Consider the following 24,799-nt stretch of genomic DNA (forward strand, 5'->3'; position numbering starts at 1 on the left):
CTCACCATCATCCGGGTACTCTACATCATCGTCATAATCAGCTTCATCATCATAAGCCGTCTCGTCATCATACACTTCACCAGCATAATCAGTATCATCATATGATGTATCGTCATTTATATCTTTATCCGGCAGATCGTCATAAATTTCTTCGTTATTCTTCTTTTTATTCTTAGCCATTACAAGCACCGAACCTTTCGTTTCACACTCTATCTGTAATCATACAAGGTGAATATTAACATTATCATTGTCAAATTGCAAGTTTATATTAAATGCAAAATATCCCAAGACCATAAAATATCCCACAACCATAAAATAATATTTGCTAATAACTACTTTTTGTATTAAAATACTCTTGTTGCACCAGTAGCTCAGTGGATAGAGCAATGGCCTCCGGAGCCATGTGCGGTGGTTCGATTCCACTCTGGTGCGTATATATAAAAGGACCCGTGAAAAAATGATCACTCATCTTTCCACGGGTCCTTTTATTTTTATTGTTTGTAATGATATCCGTGACATCGTTACGCTTCAGCAACCCATATTTCTAATGGTTGCTGCTCTATTTGTGTGTATCTCAAGTCCCTTGAGGAAGCACCGCCTCAAATCCTGTGACCTGAAACAGCGTTGACGAAATGGGGGGACCGTGTTACATAGTTACCGTTACGAACTTGCATATAAAGAGAAGTGCAATGATCGCTACTATGATATCCTTCTTCTTGAACTTTCCTGTAAAGAGGGCGATAACTGTGTAAGAAATCGCACCGATACCGATACCATTTGAAATTGAGTATGTGAGTGGCATCATGATGAGTGTAAGGAAAGCAGGAACTGCCGAACCCATATCATCCATGTCTACCTTAGCGAAGTTCTTAGACATAAGAACACCTACATATATAAGAGCAGGAGCTGTTGCACAGCTAGGAACAATGCTTGCAAGTGGGCTTAAGAATAAGCACACAGCAAAGCATGCAGCAGTGATAACACTGGCAAAGCCTGTTCTACCGCCGGCACCAACACCCGATGCTGACTCTACGAATGTTGTACATGTTGATGTACCAAGTACAGCGCCTGATACTGTACCGATAGAGTCACAGAGCATTGCCTGGTCAAGACTTATAGGATCACCGTTTTCATCAAGCATACCTGCTGAAGTTGCTGTACCATAGATAGTTCCAAGAGTATCGAACATATCTACAAGACAGAATGCTACAACAAGCATTATAGCTGAGAATATACCACCAATATAAGAGCTGTCAACAAGTGCTGACCATGCGTCACCATTGAATACACCTAAGAATCCGATCTCGCCGAAATCCTTGAACGACTGTGAGATACCGCTTACGTCAAAGCTTGGGACCTCCCACATCATTGCCCAGTAAAGAACTGTTGATATGAGGATACCAATGATAACGCTTGCCTTTAAACCACGTCTTGCAAGGGCTGCAATGATGAATACACCAAGGATTGCTACAAGAACAGGTACGCACTGTCTCCAGACATCAAATGATGTTGTAACAACACCATCAACCTCTGTGCCTATAGAAGAAATTCTTCCGTGGAAATCAAAGAACTGAACAAATGTATAAGGATTGTCCTCTATTATTCCTGCGTTCTTTAATCCGATAAGGGCGATAAAAAGACCGATACCTGCTGATATTGACTTCTTGAGACATTCAGGAAGTGAAATTGCAATATACTTTCTAAGTCCTGTAACTGAAAGAATAAGGAAAACCACACCTGAAAGGAATACTACCACAAGACCTGACTGATAACCTGTGATAACATCTGCACCGGCGAAGAATGCACCTGATACAAATATTGTACAGAAGAATGAGTTAAGACCCATTCCACAAGCCTGGGCAAATGGCATTTTAGCAACAAATGCCATAAGTAATGTACCGATAATAGCTACAATGATTGATGCGATATATACAGAATTCCATATCTTACCCATAGCTACAGGGTCTGCACCAAGTCCTACCAACCAGCCGTTTGCACCTTCCGCAGCAACCTGGTTTGGATTTACAAAAATGATATATGCCATAGCAAAGAATGTTGTGATTCCGGCAAATATCTCTGTTTTTACTGAACTTCCTCTTTCGGAAATCTTAAAAAATTTGTCCATTTTTGCTCTCTCCTGATTTAGTTTTTTGGTAATATTCTCATCTCAGATTTATTTCCTTTAAACTCTTCCCCTCCTATTCGTCAAAGTAGAGACATTAATATTACATTTTTACCCTATTATATTAACATATTTTGACGATTTTCAAAGTGATAATGACGAGATATTTTATATTTTTAAAAATTTTATGAAAAAATCTGAAATTTTATCCCTTTATTGCACTGATAAAATCCTTAAGCTTTGCCTTCTTGCCGTTAAAGAACATCATGCCCTTGTACAGTCTTGCCGCAACGTAGAGGATGATCATTCCCGATACAACAGAAATGATCAGGGACACTATAGCCATAGGAACAGAAAGTGTTCCTATGAGCACACTGGCAGGAGCCGTCATTGCCGCAGAAAACGGTACAAGATTATATGCCAATGGGATATTGTAATTTCCCGATGCTGTCAAGCCTGAAGCAAACAACACCAGCATGAATGCTGCCACTAAAGGAATTATAAATATGCTCTGGACATTTGCTGCGTCCTCAGGCCTTGCAAGAGCCGAGCCTGCAAGTCCCGCCAGCATAAGGTAGAATACCAGTCCTGCAATAAAAAGCAGCACCGCAAGAACTATTGAAATCCCTGAAAATCCCATGCCGTCGAACCAATCCCTCAAAAGATCTAAAGCTGTTGTCACCGCACTGGTATCAACGCCCAAGACAGTCTTAGACAGAACATCTCCAAGCAGTACACCACCGACAATGCAGCCTATCCATATAATGAACTGAATAACGCTGGCAAATACCATGGCAAGTATCTTACCGCTTACCAGGGCATAAGGTGTCACGGACATCATTATCTGCTCCACCAGCTTACTGGTCTTCTCCATAGGTACATCTGCGCATATCTGCTGACCATAAATAAGAACTGCAAAATATATGATCATTACAAACGCCATCATCATGATAACCGCAACTATATGCTTGCTCTGGTTCTCACTTTCTCCACCGATTTTTGATACATTGATGGCGGTAGGAAGCATAACCTGTACTATCTGCTCCCCGGTAAGACCTGATACCTGGAACAGATGGGTCTTAAAACAAGGCACAAGATATTCCTCCATTGCAGCGGTGTTGAAATCAACCTGCTCATCTGTCACATTATCAGTATTGCCAAAGATAACACACAGCACAAAGGAATCACCGGATTTCTTCTGTACTACCACATACTGTGCTCCATCCGTATCCACCAGCTCCTCCGGGCTTTTATCAGATGTGACAAATTCCGTATCAGCGGCGTCCTCATATCCAAGTGCTGCTCCATACGTGCTGTAATCCGGAACTCCAAGTCCTGTCTCATCAACAACATAAACCTTGTCCACATTGTATGTATACTGATCTTTCCTGCTGTTTTTGTCACTCATGATCATGATAAATATACTTATTCCCGCAAGCAGGAACACTGCCAGTATTATGGTCACTGCCAGATATTTCTTAGATTTCATATGGATCCCAAGATTATGGGAAAATACAGTTTTAAATCCATGCATTTTATTTTTCATTTCCGGCAGCCCCCTTTCCAGAAAAAGCATACTTTACCATGGTTATCATTTCCTTCACCCCGATAGGATTACCGTTCATAACTATGACATTCTCGTATACAGACGCAACAAATCTAAGCAATACAACGGCAAATACCACCATTATAACAGCCGATACAGCTACCATAACCAGATTTACCTTTCCTATTATGATCATACCCGGCAGAACCATCACAGAAGTAAGAGGAAAATAAACACAAAAATCTACAAATCCATTCACCCCCACGTTTACCATGGTATTGACTGCTGCAAATGACACCAGGAAAGCTATAAGTATTATCATACTATATACCTTCATTCCCTGCTGCAGATCCTCCATCCTGCTTACCGACGCTGCAAATAAAGCCGACAGCATACCGTACATTATCATTCCGATTATAAGTATCAGTATGCATATGGCATATCCCTTCACATCAAGTCCTGTAAGAACGTCAAAAGGTATCACACTCTTACCATCTGGTGAAGCTCCGTTTCCAATGACAGTGTCTGTGATATTCTTTGACAGAACTGCTGCCCCGCTTATTATGAGCACCTGTCCCACAGTTGCCACCAGCATAGCCATGATCTTACCAAACATCAATGCCATAGGTCTTACGGTGGTCATAAGGTATTCCACGATCCTGTTGGCCTTCTCCTCCACAACCTTATTTGCCACAAGGGAAGCAGACATAACGATTATCATATAAAACAATACCAGCATCACATATACAACAGAAAACTGGGTGAGGGATATGGTACTAACCTCATCAGTCTTTCTGAACTCATCAATATCCATAACATCTGTTGTTACTCCCGCTGTCACCTTCATAAGGGTGTCCTTATCTATATTAAGGATCTGCACCTTATACTCGGAGAACCAGTCCTCTAGCTCTGTTCCAAGGGAATACACATCATCCTCAGACACCTTGCTGTTCTCAGGATAATACATGTCGAATATATATCCTCCCGATTCCAGATCCATCTTGGCCCTTAGTATGACCGCATTTTCATTATTTTCGTCTACAGTGTTATAAAAATTGTTAACATCTTCTTCGCTATAGTCTTCCCCGGAAAACACACTTTCTATGTGGATATTCTTATTTTCAAGCTCTATGGGCAGCTCGGAAATATTAGTTTCATTTATCACATACAGCTTCTCTACAGATGAAGAATCTGAGGAATCTCCATCCTTTTTCTGTCCTATGGCTATAACAGGAAATGCCCCGATAGCCACAATAAGCATTATGACAAATGCTACTATGAAGGATTTCTGCTTAAGTGTCTGCCTGAGGGTAAATTTAAAGACATAGCTAAAGCCTGCAAAATCACTTTTCTTCATTTACATCCCCTACCTTCTCAACAAAAATCTCATGTAACGACGGCTCCGCCAGTTCAAACCTGATGATGTTCACACCTGCATCAACAAGCTTGTGAAGAAGCTCATTGGCCTGCTCCTCCCTGTCAAGCTTGACCATTATTGCATCGGGAGTCTCCTCTTTGATCTTAAGTCCCAGCTCATTTATATATGAGCTTATATCCTCCTCTGCCTTGACTATGAGATTTACTCTTCCATAGCTCTTCTTTATCTCGTTTAAGTTGCCGCTAAGCACCACATTGCCGTGATTTAATATGGTGATATCACTGCAGAACTCCTCTATGGTTGCCATCTGATGGGAGCTCATGATTATATATTTGTCATTTGCAGCTACCTCATGGATTATATCCTTGAAGATATTGGTATTAACCGGATCAAGACCTGACAGCGGCTCATCCAGTACAATTATGTCAGGATCCGCAATCAAGGTTGCCATAAGCTGTACCTTCTGCTGATTTCCCTTACTTAACTGGTCTGCCTTATAGGGCTTGGCAGGAACCTTTCTCCCCTTCTTCATGACCGGCTCCGGATAGAAATATTCCATAAGTTTTAATTTCTCAGCCCAATACTTTATCCTTTCTGCAGCCTGTTTCTTAGGTACATTCTTAAGTGCAGCGAAGTAGAGCATTTGATCCATAAGTGTGACCTTAGGATATAGACCTCTCTCCTCTGCCAGATAACCTACATTTACCTCTTCCGTGGAAAGGGGCTTTCCGTTAAATAACACCTCGCCCTCATCACGCTTAAGCATACCTAATATCATTCTTAAAGATGTTGTTTTACCTGCTCCGTTCGTACCTAACAGAGCATATACTCCCGGTCTGTCCATGGCAAATGACAGATGATCCACAACAACTCTGTCTCCGTAGCTCTTCACCAGGTCTTTTATTTCAAGTCCCATATTTCTTTCCTCCCATATTGAATGTCAAGCTTTCATATAAAACTTGACACAAGTATTGAACATCAGTCTATTAAAAATCCACCCTTATAACTGAACAAAGGGCCGTCACATTATTTTTCGTGCCAGCCCTTTAAGATTATTGTAATGATGTCTAGGACATTGTATATCTTATTTGTCTGTTATCTCACTGTGGAGCTGCTGTAATGACTTACTCTCACAGTTGTCATGAGTCTTAAGATACTCTATTCCCTCGATAGTTGCCTTGGCAGCAGCTATTGTGGTCATGTAAGGAGTCTTAGTCTTAATGGCAGCCTTTCTTAAGTAACTGTCATCACTTACACTTTCCTTGCCGATAGGGGAGTTGATTATAAGATCAATCTCACCATTTGTAATGGCGTCAAGTACGTTCGGACGGCCCTCATAGAGCTTCTTTATCTTCTTGGCAGGTATTCCTGCTGCTGTAATAAGGTCACAGGTATTGCCTGTAGCTACGATCTCGAAGCCTGCAGCATTATATCTCTTGGCAAGAGCTACGATATCCTCCTTGTCCTTTCTGTTTACTGACATAAGAACCTTACCTGACATAGGGAGCTTAGAACCTACGCCCTCCTGAGCCTTAAAGAATGCCTCACCGTATGATGGTGAAAGTCCGAGAACCTCACCTGTTGAACGCATTTCAGGTCCGAGGATAGGATCAACCTCCTGGAACATATTGAATGGGAATGCAGCCTCCTTAACACCGTAGTAAGGAATATGCTTCTCCTTAAGTTCAGGAACCGGTGATGGTCTTCCTGTAAGCTCACTTGTGATTATATCTGTTGCGATAGGTACCATTCTTACATTACATACCTTTGAAACAAGAGGTACTGTACGGGAGGCTCTTGGATTTGCCTCAAGAACATATACCTTGCCCTTCTCAATAGCATACTGCATGTTCATAAGACCCTTTACATGCATTTCCTCTGCTATCTTTCTTGTATATTCCTTAATTGTCTTAACATTCTCCTCTGAGATGTGTACTGATGGAATGATACATGCTGAATCTCCGGAATGTACACCGGCTAACTCTACATGCTCCATAACAGCAGGGACAAATGCATGTGTTCCATCACTTATAGCGTCTGCCTCACACTCAAGGGCATTGTTAAGGAAACGGTCGATAAGTATTGGTCTGTCAGGAGTCACACCGACTGCCGCCTTCATGTAGTCTGCCATGCTGGCGTCATCATATACAACTTCCATTCCACGTCCGCCGAGAACGTATGAAGGACGAACCATTACAGGGTAACCTATGCTGTTGGCGATTGAAACTGCCTCATCAACAGTTGTAGCCATTCCTGACTCAGGCATCGGGATCTCAAGCTTGTCCATCATCTCTCTAAACAGATCTCTGTCCTCTGCAAGATCGATAACTGCAGGAGATGTTCCAAGAATCTTAACGCCATTTCTCTCAAGGTCTGCTGCAAGGTTAAGTGGAGTCTGACCACCAAACTGTGCGATAACACCAAGTGGTTTCTCCTTCTTATATATACTTAATACATCCTCAAGTGTTAACGGCTCGAAGTATAACTTGTCTGATGTATCGTAGTCTGTTGAAACTGTCTCAGGATTACAGTTGACGATTATTGTCTCAAATCCCAGCTTCTTTAACGCAAGAGCTGCATGTACACAACAGTAATCGAACTCAATACCCTGTCCTATTCTGTTAGGACCACCGCCAAGGATCATGATCTTTCTGTTATCTGTAACTTCGCTCTTGTCCTCTGCATTATATGTTGAGAAATAATAAGCACTGTCCTCTGTGCCTGATACATGTACACCTTCCCATGCCTCTTCTACACCAAGCCCGATCCTCTTGTTTCTGATATCATCCTCTGCTATCTCAAGAAGCTGACTTAAGTACTTGTCTGAGAAGCCGTCCTTCTTAGCCTGGATAAGAAGCTCATCTGCAGGAAGTCCACCCTTATACTTAAGAATCTCCTCCTCTTCTTCAACAAGCTCTCTCATCTGCTGTATGAAGTAATGCTTAACCTTTGTAAGTTCAAATATCTCATCATTTGTAGCACCCTTTCTGATAGCCTCATACATAATGAAATGTCTCTCAGATGATGGTGTGATAAGCATGTTAAGAAGCTCTTCCTTTGAAAGTGTATCGAAGTTCTTGGCATGACCAAGTCCGTATCTTCCGATTTCAAGGCTTCTGATAGCCTTTTGGAAGGCTTCCTTATAGTTCTTACCGATACTCATGACCTCACCTACGGCTCGCATCTGTGTACCCAGCTTATCCTCTACACCCTTGAACTTCTCAAATGCCCAACGAGCGAACTTGATAACCACATAATCTCCGTCAGGTACATATCTGTCAAGGGTTCCGTACTTACCACATGGGATATCCTTAAGTGTAAGACCTGTTGCAAGCATTGCCGATACAAGAGCGATAGGGAAACCTGTTGCCTTTGACGCAAGGGCTGATGAACGGGATGTACGAGGGTTGATCTCTATAACTATTATTCTGTCTGATACAGGATCATGGGCAAACTGTACATTCGTACCACCTACAACCTGTACCTTATCTACTATCTTATATGCCTGCTCCTGAAGCTTCTTCTGACATTCCTCAGAAATTGTAAGCATAGGTGCTGAACAGAATGAATCACCTGTATGTACTCCAAGTGGATCGATATTCTCAATAAAGCATACTGTGATCATGTTGCCTTCACAGTCACGTACTACCTCAAGCTCAAGCTCTTCCCATCCAAGGATAGACTCCTCAACAAGAACCTGACCTACAAGACTTGCCTGAAGACCTCTTGCACATACGACCTTAAGTTCTTCCTTGTTGTATACGAGACCGCCGCCGGCTCCACCCATTGTGTAAGCAGGACGAAGTACTACAGGATAACCTAACTTGTCTGCGATAGCAAGTGCCTCATCTACTGTATAGGCAACCTCACTTCTTGCCATCTCGATACCCAGCTCGTTCATTGTCTTCTTGAACTCAATTCTGTCCTCGCCTCTTTCAATGGCGTCAACCTGAACACCGATAACCTTTACATTATACTTATCAAGAATTCCAGCCTTATAAAGCTCTGAACAAAGATTGAGTCCTGACTGGCCACCAAGATTAGGGAGTAACGCATCAGGGCGTTCCTTCTTAATAATCATCTCAAGACGTTCTACATTAAGGGGCTCAATATATGTAACATCTGCTGTCTCCGGATCTGTCATGATAGTTGCAGGATTGGAATTAACAAGTACGATCTCATATCCAAGCTTTCTAAGGGCTTTACACGCCTGTGTTCCTGAATAATCAAACTCACATGCCTGCCCTATAACTATAGGACCTGATCCAATAATAAGTACTTTGTTTATATCTGTTCTCTTTGGCATAATTACCTCCACTGTATTTTTATTCAATTTCTTATTATACACAATTTTATTAATTTTATAAACAAGAAACTTAATTTTTTTAATATTTTTTTGCATAAATATGCACGTGCAAATGTCTCCGGCTTACAACTTTTCACTGTCCGACGGCCGGTTACATTTTTCAGGTGCTTCCATGCGGTTAATTATATGTATTTACAGGTCTGCTCACACCTGTTGATCAGTTGCTCTTACAAGTCTGCTCCGTCGGTTGATCAGTTATGATCACAGGTCTGCTCCGCCGGTTAATGGGTTGACCTTGGCGGTAATATGGGTGACTGTGAGTTTCGCCACCGCGGTACGGGAAACGGCACTTTTGTTGTACTGAAAATCCCTGGTCTCATCATATCGATCCATTATGATGTAATCTATTGCCTGCTGCTTTTCATCACCTTCAAGGAACTCAACCGCTGCCTGTCCCATGACACATTTGTATCTCATGGTCACATCCTTCTGCTCCACCAGGCAGTCCATCTTAAGGGGAATATCCATCTCGAAGCTGCACACAGGATTTGCCTGTAACATTTCATATTTTCTTCCTGCCATGGCTCCGTGTATATACAGGCAAAGCTTCCCAGCTTCCACCTTGTAGGCGAAATTCACAGGAACTATATATGGATAATCTCCGTCAGCAAGCCCAAGTCTCACTATGTCGCATTCATCAACTATCTTTATGATCTCATTAAAATCTGTAACTTCTCTGTCTTTTCTTCTCATATTTCTTCCTCCGGGTACTTGAGTCCCCATTCATTTCTGGCTTCTGAAGAGCTTCCTCTGTAGCTCCAGCAGTTATCTTCTCTGTATGTCCGTCATCGGTGTAGGTTATGACCGCCTCATCACCTCTTGGATATTCGTATATCTCTATGTATCCATGTTCAAATGATATGGTTCCACGCTTTGGCTGCTTGGCATGTAATGACAGGATTATTGTAGCCATCTCCTGCTTCTCATTCATAAGCAGCATGCTTGCCTGCTCATCTACTCCCGTAGGGGCCAATCTCACCTGTGTTGCCATCTTGTCCGGTGTCTCTGTCATGAACCACCTTACAAATGAAAGGGCATACACGCCTATATCAAGCATTGCTCCACCGGCAAGGTTTCTGTTAAAGAACCTGTTGTTCATATCCCAGTCCTTATAGCTTCCGAAGTTCATCTGTATAAGCTTTAACGGTCCAAGCTTTCCCTCTGCGATTATCTCGTTAAGCTTCCTGTATATAGGCATGTGATATATGGTCATTGCCTCCGCAAGCACCACATGATTTTTCCCAGCAAGCTCCACCGCCTCAGCAAGCTCATCACTGTTTAAGGTTATTGATTTCTCGCACAGCACATGCTTACCATTTGCAATGGCTTTCTTTAATATATCTATATGGGTGTTGTGTGGAGTTGATATATAGATTATATCCACATCTGGATCAGTGAACATCTCCTCCGGATCCTTATAGACCTTATTTATTCCATACTCACGGGCGAATTTCACAGCCTTGTCATAGGTACGGTTTCCAACACTGTAAAGGGAACCTCCCAGACTGTTCATTGCCTCAGCAAGCTGATGTCCTATAACGCCTACGCCATATGTTGCCCAATTATATTTTACTGCCATATGTCATCTACCTCGTCTTTCATCTGATATTTATTAAGATCAACCTTTCCATTTACAACCTCTATTCCGTCTGCCATGAGCCTATCTTCCTGCACGGTCTCCCCGCCAAAGGCAAATGCACCTGCAAGCTCACCCTTGGAATTGACAACCCTATAGCATGGAATGTGCTCCGGATCGGGATTTTTATGCAATGCATTACCCACAGCACGTGCCATCTTTTTATCCCCCGCCATAGCCGCCACCTGTCCATAAGTCGCAACACAACCTTTAGGTATCCGCTTTACTGCCTCGTATATTCTCTTTGTAGGGCTGTCCGTTACACAATCGTAGCTTTCGGCGATCATCTGCTTTATGACTTCATCGGGAACTGTTCCGTCAAGGATAATGGTATTCCAATGCTCCCTGTTCTGGTGCCATCCAGGAACTACGGAAGCATAAGCCATCCTCATTAAATCTCTGGTATCCGGTGTAACCTTTACATTCAGATTAATATAGCCGTTTCTTTCATAAGTCCAGAGAAATGCCTTTTTGCTATCCTTTACTCTTACAAGCTGCCAGTTATCATCATGAAACGGAGCGTCCTGATAAGAGTCAGGAAATGACAGGGCATACTCAAGTGCTTCTTCTCTTGTGGTCATACTTAATCACACCTCTGTTTATTTTGTAAAAACTTATAACTTTTAATATATAATATAACCTTATCCGGCAAATTTTTATCCTGTCATTTACCTGAAGGTCTTAAGATAAGCTTTTTGCTCATCTGTTATACGGTAGCTCTCCACTGCCTTCTGTATGGTCTTTCTGTGAACCCAGTCATCAAGCCTATGCTCCTCAATATAGGGAACCACTGCCTCCCACTGTTTGGCAAGTGCCGTAGCAAAATACCAGGCTATCATCATATTTATATAATATTCATCGGAATGAACTGCCGCCACCTTCTCTGGGTACTCCGGCCTAAAATCGTCATCCAGAAACAGCCTCATAAGCAATCCGATACCATATCTCACTGTATAGGTATGATTCGACGCAAGGAAACTGTCTATTTCCTTTAACACATCTTCCTTGTGATCTTCAAAGATCCTCGGTGTTGGGAAATCACAGGTTGCCCAGTTATCTATGTACGGAAGCATATTTTTCAGTTCTGCCATGCATGTATCGTAGTCCCTAATGCTACCGATCAGTATCATGTGAAGGTTATCCTCTTCATAGTATTTGTGTGGCAATTCCTTGAGGAACTGCGCCCAGCCCGGTTCCTTCATGTATTCCTTTGCAACTTTCTTGAGAACAGGAGTCCTGATACCGATGATCTTATCCTTATCTACACCCGGCATGAGTCTTGAATGAAAGTCCCTGTATTTCAGATCCTGCAATTCAAACAGTCGCTGCTGTAGTTCTGTCATTTTAAATTCTCCTTACGCCTTTTCCTGGAACAGCTCTATCTCCTCGCCAAGAGGTCCCCTGCAGAAAGCGATCCTTGCGGGAAAGACCGGATCTGACTGTATCTGGATATCCTTAGGTTCAATAAACACTTCATAGCCTGCGGTTCTCACAGCCTCAGCCACCTCGTCAACATTATCCGTACTAAATGCAAAATGGCGTATAGCTCCCTGTACCGGATGATCATCACCATTGTTAAATATCTCTATAATGGCTGCACCGGTGGTTAACATAATTCCTTCATTCCAGCTTCTTAGAACTTCAAGTCCCAGCACATCCCGGTAAAAACCCACAACCTTTTCAAATTCCTCATTTCCACAGCATTTAAGAGCCACATGATGTATTCCTTTTATCATACCCTTATCCTCCCTGTCCATTGAACATGCGAGCATGTCACACTTGACTCGTTGTTATAACAGCGATAAAACATGTTTTGCGAGTTTTATCCGCTGATTAACAGTCGTCAAATGCAATCATGCAAGCATATTGCACTTGACTCGTTGTTATAAATAGAGCAGCAACCATTTGAAATTGCCTGCGGCAAGGGTTGTTGCAGCGTAACGATGTCTATGACATCATTACAATAAACAAAAAAGATGATGTAATAACATCATCTTTTTGTATTCTAACATATAGGTCTATGAGGAAACAAGTCCCACGCCTCTAACAATATACCCTTGGTACAGACGAATTCACAAATAACGGATTGATTGGAAATGAAACCTGATCACCTACAGCAATCTTCACCCTGGAGGCATCCAGGATACAGGAATTCATATTTATCTGTCCAAGGACAGGCATACTTCTTCCATCGAAGGTTGCTGTGGTTTTCTTATTTATACAGGCATGCTTGCACAAACGCAGCATACCAAGGAAGGAGGGGCGTCTGTAATTGGTCTCTCTGGTCATACCGAGACCATGAAAATATCCTGCAGACACAACTGCAGTCCGTGTAGCCTTAGCCAGCCGAAATCCTGTTCCGTAACCTACATTATGTCCTGCCGGCAGCTCATAGATATCATCAACGGCTGCACTCAGCTTGCAGACATTTGCAAAGTCATAGGGATTTTCTACGGCAAGTCTCCCAAGAAATGCAGAGCCTATTCTTACAGCGTCAAGGTTCATGTCAGGGAAACGGACAAGGGATGTTGAGGAGGAAATATGCTTCATGCCCACCAGCACTCCATCATCTTCAAGACTGCCACACAACTCTTCAAACAGATCAAACTGATTTCTCACACTACATTCATTCTTGCTGCATGCAGCATGGAAATGCGAGTATATCCCTGTCACATGAATATGGTGCATATTCTGGGAAATGTCCGTTATCTCTTCAATGCATCTGCCCTTGACCTCCGGCTCATCATTATATAAAAATCCGTACCTGCCAAAGCCTGTATCTATGCACATATGTACATGGGCGAAGAAATGATTAAGATATCCGGCGGTCTGTTCAATGACTTTACCATTTTCATAGCTTGTGACGCTCATTGTTATTCCATTCTTTATTGCCAGTGTTATACTTTCTGCGTCATGGATCGGGGTAAGGAGAAGGATCTCGCCCTCTATGTTATTATCCCGAAGAGCTATGGCATCGCTTAATTCTGTAACGGCGAAATGCCTTATTCCTCTCTTCTCAAGAAACGCTGCAAATCTGCACAGCCCAAGACCATATGCATTTCCCTTTAGCACTGCTATGATCTGTGACCGTCCCGCCAGTTCTCTTATTATATCTATGTTGTGTTCAAGTGCTTGTATACTGATATCCAATGTAGTCATATTTATCTCCCTATTCCAGTCCAAATCTTTTTTATCCCAGATCTTCTTACTACATCTAAAAGTATAGCTTAAACTTGTATTTTAGTTGTTTCATACCTGTAAAATACTTGCAAAAGTACCGTTTACAAATTGTTTTCAGCAGTCGCCAAATGCAAGCATGAAAACTTATTGCACTTGACTCGTTGCCATAACAAAAAGAGGGGGACAAAGCGTCTCCCTCCCGGTGTTTTATATTATGTAATTATCTAGTTTCTATGTCATTCTACTTTTCTCGTTGTAAATCTACGTTATCAGTATATCTTAATTACTGCTGACCATTTGCACATTTTATATCTATAGCCTGAATTGCAGCGTCAAAATTATTTCTGAAATAATTCTCTACATCCTCGGAATATCCATAGATCACACCTGTTCTGTACTGTCCTATAACTCCGTGGATCTGCTCCATAGCCTCACCTGTAGGATTTTTCTTGGAAAATCCATTTGTAGTTACCTGACAGAGTGCTGTGATCTCACCTGTACGATCAAGCAGATAAAGTGTATGATACTTGGCTGTCGGAATAAAGTTCGTGGTCTGCTTCACAACATTTCCATATATCCACATTACATTGCGGACAGGGATAACCCTGACAGTTTTTGTTATGTAAACCACTATAGCAACCGGCGTGACAATACATGTCTTTTGTATCTTAACTCCATATGGTATCTGCTGTTCAAGGACTGTCATCTCCTGAGGAGAAAGACTCGCCCATGACTGCTCTGCAAGAGCATATGCCTTCTTGTTAAATGCCGTCTCCTTAACCTTTCCAAAACCTGCAACAGCTGCACTTATATTTGGATAACCTGAAAAATCCATATCTTTAACCTCCAAACTTTAGAACTCCAGCCATGCAAAATTTGCCTTTGGCAAATGGCTGGAGTTACATATCAAGTTTTCATAGAAAACATGACACATCCTTTAGCCTTTAAGGCTTAAATATACAAGATTTTACCATATATACCCTGTTTGCTCATTGGATAAATATACTAAATATTTTTATGCTATTATAATAATTGACACAGCCTTAACACTTAAATAAATGCCACCATGTATAGTGGCAATGTGATTATTCCTTCCTCGCTTTCACCTATGTTTCCATCAACAAGCTTATATCCGTAACAAATATCTTTATTATTTTTCATCAGAGCATTTAAAGAATTTGCGCGTGTATTTCCACTTTTAACTTCAATAGGAACTACGCTTCCATCCTTTTGAATAATTACGTCTATTTCTCTTTTTGATGTTTCATTCTTGTAGAAATATAATCGATATCCCTTCTTATAAAGTGCATCTGCTACTGCACATTCATATATTCCACCTTTTGAATTACCCTCAAGAGTATTTTCTACAATGCGCTGCTTCAATGAAAAATCCTTCATTGCCATCAACAGAGACAGATCGGTTGTATATGCCCTGAAAAAATCATCTCTGGTATAATCATCCAGATCAAACCGGACATCTGTTACTAATTTGCACAGATGTACCATGTCTGCACGCAGCAGCCACTCAATGCTGGAATAATATTTTTGCGCTCTGGCTCCATGTTCAATTATCTTATATTGAAATTTATGATTTTCCTTGTCCAGTAGCTGTTTTGCAAGTGAGAGATAACAATTCTCTGCTTTCACTTTTTCTTCAGAGCTGGCATAATGTGCTATATCATACTGGTACCCCTGCAAAAGACTCCTTTGTATCCTGTCTACCTCTCGAAAATCCTTTGTGTCTACATACTTCTGTACAGCCTCTGGCATACCACCCACTGCAATATACTGTCTATAATAATTCATCATCTGCACATTAATTGCTTCAGGAATAGCAGTTTTCGAAATCATGTAGCTGCACACATTCTTTATCATGTCGTCAGTAATTCCAAATCCCCAAAGAAATTCCTCAAAATCCATACCATGCATCTTAAGATAATCAACATAACCAACCGGATAAGAAGATGCACGTTTATAGTCGATTCCAAGAAGAGAACCCGATGCAATAACATCAAATCGATTGTCCGTTGCCCAGAATTTAAGCGACGTTATCGCTTCCTGACACTCCTGAATCTCGTCCAGAAAAATCATAGTTTTTCCAGGAATAATCTTCTTTTCAGGAAAGCGGAACCTCATAGCCATAACCATATTATCTACTGTAAGATCGCCCTCAAAAATATCCTTTGCAGAGATCATCTGTTTAAAATTTATTTCGACTAATTCCTCATAATGTTCCTCTGCAAATCGTTCTACGACATATGTTTTTCCTGTTTGTCTTGCCCCTTGTACCACAAGACATTTTTTTTCTTTAGACTCAACCCATTTTTTTATAAATTCACTTGCTTTTCTTTTTAACATAACTTCACCTCTCGTATTGAACATCAGCCCATAATAAATCGCCTGCGGCGAGGGCTGACGCTACATGTCAAGTTATCATAGAAAACTTGACACAATCATAAATCTGACACAGTCTAAATATTCCTATTGAAAATCACCAAAAACAGTTGTATCAGCAATCCAGAAAGTCAAAATGTAGTTTTGTCAACATTTTTGAAAGTAAAAATATCATCATATCAACATTTTGCAATGTAAAAATGTAGTTTTATCAACATTTTAGAAAGCATAAATGTAGTTTTGTCAACATTTTTGAATATTATAACACAAAATGGGATGCATTAAAAGCCCAACTTAAAACAGACTAGAACTTGTGAAAGTCACGGTCTGTATATTTTCCAACTGCTTAGATTTAATGTCATTATCCTAATCCTGCTGTAATGGGCTGTAGTCATCTATATCATACTGTGGCACATCCTGTACCACTCCCCAGCCAGTGTATTTACTAGGAAGAGCCCTGCCGCTCTCATCATAGGTCACAGTCTCCTCCGACAAGGCAGATACTACTCCCATATTGTAATCAACTGTGGTTACATACATGTTTCCATTCATTCTGCCATAGCAATAATAAAATATACCTTTATCAGTATATACAAACCCTCCCTCAATCTTTTCAATCTCATTCTTAGCCTTTACAAGCCGGTCTCCCTTATTTATATACACTTCAAAACAATTCTGTAATATAGGCTGTCCATTATCTAAAGGATAATATATTACAAGATCCTCAGCACCATCCCCATTAAAATCATATAACTGATATGTGACCTTATACGAATCATTATTGTATACCGGCTGACCCTCATACTGTGTAGTATCAACAGACTTCAATGTCTTTATGAACATATCTGCCTGTCCGGATTTAGTCCTATCTGCCTTCTTATCCTGTCCATTATCATCAAGCTGATCTCCGAAATTATCCTTTATAGAACCTGCAAGGATCTCCCTAACCTGATACTTTCCATCCTCCTTAGGTGATAGAACTGCAGTTCTCACAACATCATAGTTATCTTCTGGATCTGCTATCTTTCGAAGCATAAAGTTATACTCCACATACATATCCTCTCCCGGCATGTATCTGCTGTCAAGAATCTCCGCATCATTGTCTCTTGAGCCTGTCACTGCTGTATATATGCTGATTTCATCCCCATTAACCTCTGCATAATAAGGATCATTGCAATTCTTTTCTGTACACAGATCATCTGTCACAACAGACAAATAATCATTTACGTCCTGCAGCTTGTATACTGTTTTTTCTGCTTCTGTCCTCACTGGCTGCAGCTCACATTTACTACGTCCATTAGTCAGATAAAGAAGCGTGATATCACCATTTTTGATCTCCTTAATATCATCATTCATGCCACCTTTTTCTGACACATATGCCAGCATGAATTCAAACTCTGGCTTAGTAAGTCCACCCTTTAAGATCTTAGACCATTCGTCATCTGCTACAGGTGCATATGCTGCCTCTGTAGTGACCTCTGTGGTCTCTTCTGTTGTGACCTCGGTTGTTTCTGATGAGGCAACCTCTGTGGTATTTTCTGATGTTGCTTCTGTTGTGGTCTCAACCTTATTCTTTTTATCATTGTGATTTACAATGGCTCCGGTAACTGCACCACCTACTACACCGACAGCTATTACGCCACATACAACCTTAAAGCCTATTGTTCCTACAATTCCACCCTTGGCGGCTCCTGTAGCGCCTGCTGCTGCCGCTGCCTTTCCGGCTCCGGCCGCTTTTCCTGCTCCGGCAGCTGCTCTTCCTGCCTCTGCTGCTTTTCCTGCTCCGGCGGCTGCCTTTCCTACGCCTGCCTCGGTCATGCTGCCAGCCACACCATTACCTGCCATTGCTTTACCTGTGGCTGTTCCAACAGCATTTCCTGCCATTTCTCCGGCCTGACTTCCAACTGCACCGGTATTCACTGCGGCAGCTGCATTTGCATTTAAGACATTTCCGGCGGCTGAACCTCCAACTGCTGCTCCGGCTCCGGCAGAGGCACCGACTATGACTCCACCAACCGCTGACTTATCATCATCCGACTCAAGCTCAGCAACCTTTCTGGTCGCTATATCATCAACTACATTTACCAGCCAGCCGTCAAACTGATTAATATTTGTCACATATTTTATATTTGCAAATACAAATTCATAGGCTTCCTTAAGAATGTCCTGTATGAACTTCTCCTTATCCTGCTCAGCCATCTCAATGTTTGAAATATTACCATACACCCGCGTATACTGGTCTTTGTAAGTGTTGTAGTAAATGTAATTTAATCCCTCCTGATCTCCTGCCTGTGCAGCAGGAATTGCTTCGCTAATATTATTTATCATTTTCATCCCTCTTTCGTATGTGTTTTCAATATGTGTTTTCAACACACGAGCATAATCTCTCGGCGACAGTTCGTAAACACCATTCTAAATGCGTCTTCGACACTTAGTGCTTCCTCCTATGCATGGATAATACCCCAACACACTATACCATTTTTTTGCGATTTTTTCATCTCAAAATACAAAACAGCCGCTACCTAAAACAGCAAAATGCTTACAATTTGGTTCGGGAAGATTAAATTTCACAATAAAAAACCTCCACGGGTCAGATCTTATAGCTTGTCCTACATCATGAAGGTTATTTTTATAAACTTATTTAATTTGCCTTTTTACTCAGAGCCTCATCTAGGGTATGCCAGCCAAGCACCGCACATTTTACCCTTGCAGGCATGTGGGATATATCCTTAAGAGCTGATGCTTCTTCAAGCTCGTCTATTTCCTCGTCGCTTGCCTCACCCTTGATCATCCGAAAGAACAGATCACCAAGATGTCTGGCCTCTTCCTCTGATCTGCCGATTATCATTCCAAGCATAATGTCCGCTGACGCCTGGGAGATGGCACATCCGTCTCCTACAAATGCACCATCCTCTATAATTCCATTTTCAACCTTTAACTTAAGCCATATATCGTCTCCACAGTTGGGATTGACTCCCTCAAGGACGATATTCGCATCCGGGAGATCATGCTTAAAATCCGGTCTCATATTATGCTCTGTAAGTATCTCATTGTAAAATATTCTATTCGCCATAGCCCATACTCCTTCTGACTCCTGCCACACTCTTTACAAATGCGTCAACTTCTTCCTCCGTATTGTAGAACATAAAGCTTGCCCTGGTAGCATTGTGCACGCCAAGATAGGTAAGAAGCGGCTGGGCACAGTGATGGCCTGCCCTTACATCTATGCCATCTGAGGCAAGTATCTCACTTACATCGTGAGGATGAACTCCATCTATTAAGAACGCTACTATTCCTGTGTGATTTGCAGGGTCATCCGAACCGAGAACAGTAACGTGAGGAACCCTGGCAAGCCCCTTCATTGCTCTCTTTGTAAGTGCCTGCTCACGCTCTTCTATATAGCCAAATCCAACGCTCTCCACATACTTTATGGCAGCCGCAAGTCCAACAGCTCCGGCAGCATTGACAGTTCCTGCCTCGAACTTATGAGGAAGCTCAGCATACACTGCGCCTTCTCTTGTAACTGACTGGATCATCTCGCCACCTGTAAGGAACGGCGGCATTTTATCAAGCAGTTCCTTTCTGCCGTAAAGAACACCTATACCCATAGGTCCCATTAATTTGTGACCTGAAAATGCAAGAAAATCAACGTCCAGCGCCTGGACATCTGTAGCCATGTGTGGCACGCTCTGGGCACCGTCAACCACTACAACTGCTCCAACCTCATGGGCAAGTCTTACAACCTTTTCTATAGGATTGACACAGCCAAGGACATTTGACACCTGGGTCATGGCAACCAGCTTAGTCCTGGAATTGATCCCTTCTTTTAAAGTTTCCTCTGCAAATGTTCCGTCCTTCTCACACTCAAGATATCTAAGGGTTGCTCCGGTCTGCTTCGCTACCATCTGCCATGGCAGCATATTGCTGTGATGTTCCATGATGGTTATGGCGATCTCGTCTCCTGCCTTAATGTTGTTAAGTCCATAGCTGTAAGCAATAAGATTAATGCTCTCTGTGGTATTTCTCGTGAAGATGATCTCCTGCTCTGACCTGGCATTGATGAACGCCTTCACAACAGTCCTTGAATCTTCATAGCGTTTGGTAGCCTCAAGACTCAATGGGTAGAAACCCCGGAGAGGATTGGCATTTGCCTCCTCGTAGAACTTCTTCTCAGCTTCTATGACCACTGCAGGTCTCTGGGATGTAGCTGCATTATCTATATAAATGGTGTCGTTATTCTGAAGAAGGGGGAAATCCTTCCTATACTTCTTCTCTGTCATATCCCATCACCTCCGCTAACTGCTCCTCTACAAGCTTCTCAGTAACCTCGTCATTTATCTTTCTGTATAAGACTTCCATCTTACCCTTGGTCATGATATCCTCTGCCAGCTCCTGATCAATGCCTCTGGAAGCGAAGTAGAACATGGTCTCCTCATCAAGCTCGCCGATGGTTGCACCGTGGGAGCCTTCCACATCCTCCTCAGCACAGAGGATAACAGGAATTGTTTTATTCACCACATTGTCACCAAGAAGGAGAACATTCTCTGTCTCAGCTCCAACTGACTGTGATGAACCATTCTTGAAATCAATGGTGCCACGGAAGGTCTTCTCTGCCTCGTCCTTCAGGGTTCCATCCACCTGGATCTCACTGCCTGTCTTCTTGCCAAGGTGATTTACCACAAGATTTATGTCAACCACCTGTTTGTTCTGCCCCAGGTAGCCTATTGACTTTTCTGTATGTGCCTTGTCACCCTTAAGGTCTGTTCTTATACCATTGTAGAGATTTCCCTTACCTGCAAATATCTGCAACACCTCTAAGTCTGCATTTTCCTCGCACACACAGCCCACATCATTAAGTAAAGTCTGATCTTCAAGGAATATCTGCACAAGTCTCACCCTGCTGTTCTTCTCTGCCTGAACCAGTGTACGGAAGGCAATGCTGCCATTTCCACCCTTGCCAAATGTCTCTATAACAGACACGCTGGAATTTTCCTTTCCATGGATCTTCAGAACTCCGGCAGATGAAGTTTTGTTCGATGTTATGTCAACGTGAACCACTTTCTCACATACACCTGAATTACTGTCTGCAGCTTCTGCATTGTCTGAATTTCCAAAGCTAAGTGCTGCCACATTAGCTTTACCGTTTTCCCCTGCAAATATTACATCCGCAGCCTCTCCGGCACCTGTCTTTATATCTCCCCAGATGTCAGCGTCCTTAGCTTTTTCATTATTATCTTCTTTTATCTCTATATTACATGGCCCTATATCCATGTTCCATTTTACATTTACATCATTGAGCCGCAGCCAGTTCCAGGTTATAGATGGCAGCGGATTTATCTTAAATTCTTCTATTTGTCCCATTGTCAGTTCCTCCTAATCTTATATCGGGGTAAAGGGGTGCCTCCTCTTAACCTATACTGCCCTTCATCTCAAGACGTATCAGATTGTTCATCTCAAGAGCATACTCAAGCGGCAGCTCCTTAGATACATTATCTGCGAATCCACTTACAATACATGCCCTTGCGTCCTCCTCGCTCATGCCTCTTGACATAAGGTAGAACACTGCCTCATCACTGATACTTCCGATCTGTGCCTCATGACCGATATTTGCCTTTCTTGTACGAACATCCATGGCAGGAATAGTATCTGAACGGGATATGGAGTCAAGCATAAGTGACTGACATGAAACAGCCGACTTGGAGTTCTCCGCTTCCTTGGTGACCACAACAGATGAACGGAATGTGCTTATTCCTCCATCCTTTGATATTGATCTGGTGTTCATGTATGAACTTGTATCCGGTGCCGCATGTACTACCTTTGCTCCTGTGTCCAGGTTCTGTCCCTTTCCTGCAAATGTCACACCTGTAAATTCCATTCTTGAGCCCTTTCCCTTAAGTATGCTCATAGGATACAGGTAGGATACATGGGAGCCAAATGAACCTGAAACCCACTCAATGGTTCCGCCCTCTTCAACAATGGCTCTCTTGGTGTTCAGGTTGTACATATTCTTTGACCAGTTCTCAATGGTAGAATATCTGAGCTTCGCATTCTTTCCTACAAATAACTCAACGCAGCCTGCATGAAGATTTGCCACGTTGTACTTAGGTGCTGAACATCCCTCTATGAAATGAAGGTCTGCTCCCTCATCAACAATGATCAGTGTGTGCTCAAACTGTCCTGCACCTGCTGCATTAAGTCTGAAATATGACTGGAGGGGAATATCGACCTTAACTCCCTTAGGAACATATACAAATGATCCGCCGGACCACACTGCTCCATGAAGTGCTGCAAATTTGTGATCGTGTGGAGTTACAAGCTTCATGAAATGCTCCTTCACCATATCTGCAAATTCTCCGTTTAAGGCACTCTCCATATCTGTATATACAACACCCTTGGCAGCAACCTCTTCACGGACATTATGATATACAAGCTCTGAATCATACTGAGCTCCCACACCTGCCAGGGATTTACGCTCTGCCTGAGGTATACCCAGACGCTCAAAGGTGTTCTTAATATCCTCAGGAACATCCTTCCAGTCTGCCTTCATATTGGTATTTGGTCTTACATAAGTAACAATGTTGTCAATGTTAAGACCTTCTATAGATGGTCCCCAGTCAGGAACCGGTATTTCATTATATAATTTCAAAGAGTCAAGTCTGAACTGTCTCATCCATTCCGGATCATGCTTCTCGGCAGACAACTGTTCAACTATCTCCGGAGTAAGTCCTGCCTTTAACTTGTATGCGTCCTTATCGTCATATTTGAAATCATATATATTTCTGTCTATGTCTTCTACATATGTCTTTTCTTTCATCTTCGTCTACAGACTCCTTCCCGGTTATTCTGTCTTCTCGTTCTCATATCTGCCGAAGCCTTCACGATTGATCTCATCAACCAGGGAGGCGTCACCGGTCTTGATCATTTTACCCTCAACCATTACATGGGTGTAATCAACTGAAAGTGACTCAAGGATCTTGGTACTGTGGGTGATTATCAAAAGACTGCCGTCACAGGTCTTCTGATATGCCTCAATTCCTGCTGATACAGTACGAACAGCGTCTACATCAAGACCTGAGTCTGTCTCATCAAGTATTGCAAGAGATGGCTTAAGCATAAGCAACTGTAATATCTCTGCCTTCTTCTTCTCACCACCGGAGAAGCCTACATTCAGATCTCTCTCTGCATATGAAGGATCCATCTGGAGAAGCTCCATTGTCTTCTCCAATTCCTTCTTGAAATCCCAGAGACGTATTCTCTTTCCTGTCTTCTGCTCAAGAGCACTTCTTATAAATGAACTAAGGGTAACTCCCGGAACCTCAAGAGGGTTCTGGAAGGAAAGGAACATACCTGATTTTGCTCTGAAATCTACAGCTTCTTCTGTGATGTTCTGTCCCTTAAACCATATCTCTCCTTCTGTTACTGTATATCTTGGATTCCCCATCAATGCATAGCCAAGTGTTGACTTACCTGTTCCGTTAGGTCCCATAAGTACGTGAGTCTCTCCTGTTCCTATGCTAAGATCAACGCCATGTAAGATTTCCTTATCCTCAACATTTACATGGAGATTTTTAACTGTTAATAACTGATTGTCTGACATGATATGTCCTCCTTAATATTTTTATCATTTTATTCCTTATTTAGACGATACCGTTTTTTTCGTCATTTGCAGTGCAGAATCCACAACATCCTGCAAGGTGATATCTTTAAAATAATTATCTATAACCTCTGCCAGCCCCTTCCAGATAGGTCTTGTATAACATGCCTCGCTGTTGCAGCACGTGTCATCATCCTTCACACAGGCCGCCGGCGCCAGGGATCCTTCCATAAGATTAAGGATCTCGTCAAGGGTATACTCTGACGGCTCCCTTGTGAGCCTTAAGCCTCCACCGTGACCGCTGACTGCTTCTATAAGCTTGCCCTTGGACAACACTCTGGTGATACTCTCCAGATATTTCTGGGACAGGTCTTCTGCGTCTGTTATCTCTTTAAGAGGTATGCAGCCGTCCCCCTGATTTATCGCCAGATACACCATAACTCTTATGGCATACCTGCCCTTAGATGAAATGAGCATATATCCATCACATCCTTTGCCAAATTTTACTATGGAGATAATACCGCCCATTTACCTACTATGTCAATAGGTAATTATGAGAAAATGCAAAAAAATACCTATAATA

General features: G+C 42.2%; 20 protein-coding genes, 1 tRNA gene and 1 pseudogene. 1 reads left to right on the top strand and 21 read right to left on the bottom strand.

Annotation, left to right across the window (positions count from 1 at the left end; all coding sequences use genetic code 11):
• Nucleotides 1-180: pseudogene (locus tag DXB54_RS11990) on the bottom strand (hypothetical protein); the annotation flags it as partial.
• A 180-nt stretch (nt 181-360) separates the two neighbouring features.
• On the opposite strand from DXB54_RS11990, the gene DXB54_RS06865 reads away from it, so the two are divergent.
• Nucleotides 361-432 (top strand) — tRNA-Arg (locus tag DXB54_RS06865).
• Nucleotides 433-646: 214 nt separating this feature from the next.
• Here the strand turns inward: DXB54_RS06865 and DXB54_RS06870 are convergent.
• From DXB54_RS06870 to DXB54_RS06965, 20 genes are all read right to left on the bottom strand, one after another.
• Nucleotides 647-2,125 (bottom strand): NCS2 family permease, encoded by a 1,479-nt coding sequence (locus tag DXB54_RS06870; RefSeq protein WP_118694665.1) that lies wholly within the window; start codon nt 2,123-2,125, stop codon nt 647-649.
• Between the two features lie 202 nt (nt 2,126-2,327).
• Nucleotides 2,328-3,668, bottom strand: coding sequence for an ABC transporter permease (locus DXB54_RS06875; protein WP_158578200.1), 1,341 nt, complete (start codon nt 3,666-3,668; stop codon nt 2,328-2,330).
• Nucleotides 3,658-5,025 (bottom strand): ABC transporter permease, encoded by a 1,368-nt coding sequence (locus tag DXB54_RS06880; protein ID WP_118694667.1) that lies wholly within the window; start codon nt 5,023-5,025, stop codon nt 3,658-3,660. Before DXB54_RS06880 ends, DXB54_RS06875 begins: the two co-directional genes overlap by 11 nt.
• A complete protein-coding gene (locus DXB54_RS06885) occupies nt 5,012-5,962 on the bottom strand; it encodes an ABC transporter ATP-binding protein (protein ID WP_118694668.1) in 951 nt (316 codons plus the stop codon). The genes DXB54_RS06880 and DXB54_RS06885 overlap by 14 nt, the downstream gene beginning before the upstream one ends.
• Before the next feature lie 168 nt (nt 5,963-6,130).
• Nucleotides 6,131-9,352, bottom strand: a complete 3,222-nt coding sequence (gene carB / locus DXB54_RS06890) for a carbamoyl-phosphate synthase large subunit (protein WP_118694669.1) — start codon at nt 9,350-9,352, stop codon at nt 6,131-6,133.
• 261 nt (nt 9,353-9,613) lie between these two features.
• Nucleotides 9,614-10,105, bottom strand: a complete 492-nt coding sequence (locus DXB54_RS06895; protein WP_021938978.1) for a pyridoxamine 5'-phosphate oxidase family protein — start codon at nt 10,103-10,105, stop codon at nt 9,614-9,616.
• Nucleotides 10,071-10,991, bottom strand: a complete 921-nt coding sequence (locus DXB54_RS06900) for a Gfo/Idh/MocA family protein (RefSeq protein ID WP_118694671.1) — start codon at nt 10,989-10,991, stop codon at nt 10,071-10,073. The genes DXB54_RS06895 and DXB54_RS06900 overlap by 35 nt, the downstream gene beginning before the upstream one ends.
• Nucleotides 10,982-11,629, bottom strand: coding sequence for a methylated-DNA--[protein]-cysteine S-methyltransferase (locus DXB54_RS06905; RefSeq protein ID WP_118694672.1), 648 nt, complete (start codon nt 11,627-11,629; stop codon nt 10,982-10,984). Before DXB54_RS06905 ends, DXB54_RS06900 begins: the two co-directional genes overlap by 10 nt.
• Before the next feature lie 87 nt (nt 11,630-11,716).
• On the bottom strand, nt 11,717-12,391 hold the full coding sequence (locus DXB54_RS06910; protein WP_118694673.1) for a DNA alkylation repair protein: 675 nt from the start codon (nt 12,389-12,391) through the stop codon (nt 11,717-11,719).
• A gap of 12 nt (nt 12,392-12,403) precedes the next feature.
• Entirely contained in the window at nt 12,404-12,784 is a 381-nt protein-coding gene (locus DXB54_RS06915) for a VOC family protein (protein WP_118694674.1), read from the bottom strand.
• A 307-nt stretch (nt 12,785-13,091) separates the two neighbouring features.
• Entirely contained in the window at nt 13,092-14,207 is a 1,116-nt protein-coding gene (gene alr / locus DXB54_RS06920; protein WP_118694675.1) for an alanine racemase, read from the bottom strand.
• A 304-nt stretch (nt 14,208-14,511) separates the two neighbouring features.
• Complete coding sequence (locus tag DXB54_RS06925) at nt 14,512-15,063, bottom strand: hypothetical protein (RefSeq protein WP_021938971.1); 552 nt, start codon at nt 15,061-15,063, stop codon at nt 14,512-14,514.
• A 215-nt stretch (nt 15,064-15,278) separates the two neighbouring features.
• Nucleotides 15,279-16,586 carry an ATP-binding protein gene (locus tag DXB54_RS06930; protein WP_118694676.1) on the bottom strand — a complete coding sequence of 436 codons (1,308 nt, stop codon included), beginning with the start codon at nt 16,584-16,586 and terminating at the stop codon, nt 15,279-15,281.
• Nucleotides 16,587-16,988: 402 nt separating this feature from the next.
• A complete protein-coding gene (locus tag DXB54_RS06935) occupies nt 16,989-18,950 on the bottom strand; it encodes a hypothetical protein (protein WP_118694677.1) in 1,962 nt (653 codons plus the stop codon).
• Nucleotides 18,951-19,263: 313 nt separating this feature from the next.
• Complete coding sequence (sufU, locus tag DXB54_RS06940) at nt 19,264-19,695, bottom strand: Fe-S cluster assembly sulfur transfer protein SufU (protein WP_021937599.1); 432 nt, start codon at nt 19,693-19,695, stop codon at nt 19,264-19,266.
• The gene (locus DXB54_RS06945) at nt 19,685-20,902 is read right to left on the bottom strand and encodes an aminotransferase class V-fold PLP-dependent enzyme (RefSeq protein ID WP_118694678.1); all 1,218 of its coding nucleotides are present in this window, start codon (nt 20,900-20,902) and stop codon (nt 19,685-19,687) included. Before DXB54_RS06945 ends, sufU begins: the two co-directional genes overlap by 11 nt.
• Entirely contained in the window at nt 20,883-21,983 is a 1,101-nt protein-coding gene (locus DXB54_RS06950; RefSeq protein WP_118694679.1) for a SufB/SufD family protein, read from the bottom strand. Before DXB54_RS06950 ends, DXB54_RS06945 begins: the two co-directional genes overlap by 20 nt.
• A 46-nt stretch (nt 21,984-22,029) precedes the next feature.
• On the bottom strand, nt 22,030-23,436 hold the full coding sequence (gene sufB / locus DXB54_RS06955; RefSeq protein ID WP_118694680.1) for a Fe-S cluster assembly protein SufB: 1,407 nt from the start codon (nt 23,434-23,436) through the stop codon (nt 22,030-22,032).
• 24 nt (nt 23,437-23,460) lie between these two features.
• Nucleotides 23,461-24,219, bottom strand: a complete 759-nt coding sequence (gene sufC, locus DXB54_RS06960; protein WP_118694681.1) for a Fe-S cluster assembly ATPase SufC — start codon at nt 24,217-24,219, stop codon at nt 23,461-23,463.
• Nucleotides 24,220-24,255: 36 nt separating this feature from the next.
• Nucleotides 24,256-24,693, bottom strand: coding sequence for an RrF2 family transcriptional regulator (locus DXB54_RS06965; protein ID WP_118694682.1), 438 nt, complete (start codon nt 24,691-24,693; stop codon nt 24,256-24,258).
• Between the last annotated feature and the right edge of the window lie 106 nt (nt 24,694-24,799).

The sequence above is a fragment of the Coprococcus sp. OM04-5BH genome (genome assembly GCF_003482105.1).
Taxonomy (GTDB): Bacteria; Bacillota; Clostridia; order Lachnospirales; family Lachnospiraceae; genus Coprococcus.

What these genes read in the sequence shown, in the direction of transcription:
- DXB54_RS06880 (WP_118694667.1), bottom strand. Translation starts at nt 5,025, where the DNA reads ATGAAGAAAAGTGATTTTGCAGGCTTTAGCTATGTCTTTAAATTTACC.
- carB (WP_118694669.1), bottom strand. Translation starts at nt 9,352, where the DNA reads ATGCCAAAGAGAACAGATATAAACAAAGTACTTATTATTGGATCAGGT.
- sufU (WP_021937599.1), bottom strand. Translation starts at nt 19,695, where the DNA reads ATGGCGAATAGAATATTTTACAATGAGATACTTACAGAGCATAATATG.
- alr (WP_118694675.1), bottom strand. Translation starts at nt 14,207, where the DNA reads ATGACTACATTGGATATCAGTATACAAGCACTTGAACACAACATAGAT.
- DXB54_RS06925 (WP_021938971.1), bottom strand. Translation starts at nt 15,063, where the DNA reads ATGGATTTTTCAGGTTATCCAAATATAAGTGCAGCTGTTGCAGGTTTT.
- DXB54_RS06885 (WP_118694668.1), bottom strand. Translation starts at nt 5,962, where the DNA reads ATGGGACTTGAAATAAAAGACCTGGTGAAGAGCTACGGAGACAGAGTT.
- DXB54_RS06910 (WP_118694673.1), bottom strand. Translation starts at nt 12,391, where the DNA reads ATGACAGAACTACAGCAGCGACTGTTTGAATTGCAGGATCTGAAATAC.
- DXB54_RS06915 (WP_118694674.1), bottom strand. Translation starts at nt 12,784, where the DNA reads ATGATAAAAGGAATACATCATGTGGCTCTTAAATGCTGTGGAAATGAG.
- DXB54_RS06875 (WP_158578200.1), bottom strand. Translation starts at nt 3,668, where the DNA reads ATGAAAAATAAAATGCATGGATTTAAAACTGTATTTTCCCATAATCTT.
- sufC (WP_118694681.1), bottom strand. Translation starts at nt 24,219, where the DNA reads ATGTCAGACAATCAGTTATTAACAGTTAAAAATCTCCATGTAAATGTT.
- DXB54_RS06945 (WP_118694678.1), bottom strand. Translation starts at nt 20,902, where the DNA reads ATGACAGAGAAGAAGTATAGGAAGGATTTCCCCCTTCTTCAGAATAAC.
- DXB54_RS06905 (WP_118694672.1), bottom strand. Translation starts at nt 11,629, where the DNA reads ATGACCACAAGAGAAGAAGCACTTGAGTATGCCCTGTCATTTCCTGAC.
- DXB54_RS06930 (WP_118694676.1), bottom strand. Translation starts at nt 16,586, where the DNA reads ATGTTAAAAAGAAAAGCAAGTGAATTTATAAAAAAATGGGTTGAGTCT.
- DXB54_RS06950 (WP_118694679.1), bottom strand. Translation starts at nt 21,983, where the DNA reads ATGGGACAAATAGAAGAATTTAAGATAAATCCGCTGCCATCTATAACC.
- DXB54_RS06935 (WP_118694677.1), bottom strand. Translation starts at nt 18,950, where the DNA reads ATGATAAATAATATTAGCGAAGCAATTCCTGCTGCACAGGCAGGAGAT.
- DXB54_RS06870 (WP_118694665.1), bottom strand. Translation starts at nt 2,125, where the DNA reads ATGGACAAATTTTTTAAGATTTCCGAAAGAGGAAGTTCAGTAAAAACA.
- sufB (WP_118694680.1), bottom strand. Translation starts at nt 23,436, where the DNA reads ATGAAAGAAAAGACATATGTAGAAGACATAGACAGAAATATATATGAT.
- DXB54_RS06900 (WP_118694671.1), bottom strand. Translation starts at nt 10,991, where the DNA reads ATGGCAGTAAAATATAATTGGGCAACATATGGCGTAGGCGTTATAGGA.
- DXB54_RS06895 (WP_021938978.1), bottom strand. Translation starts at nt 10,105, where the DNA reads ATGAGAAGAAAAGACAGAGAAGTTACAGATTTTAATGAGATCATAAAG.
- DXB54_RS06965 (WP_118694682.1), bottom strand. Translation starts at nt 24,693, where the DNA reads ATGCTCATTTCATCTAAGGGCAGGTATGCCATAAGAGTTATGGTGTAT.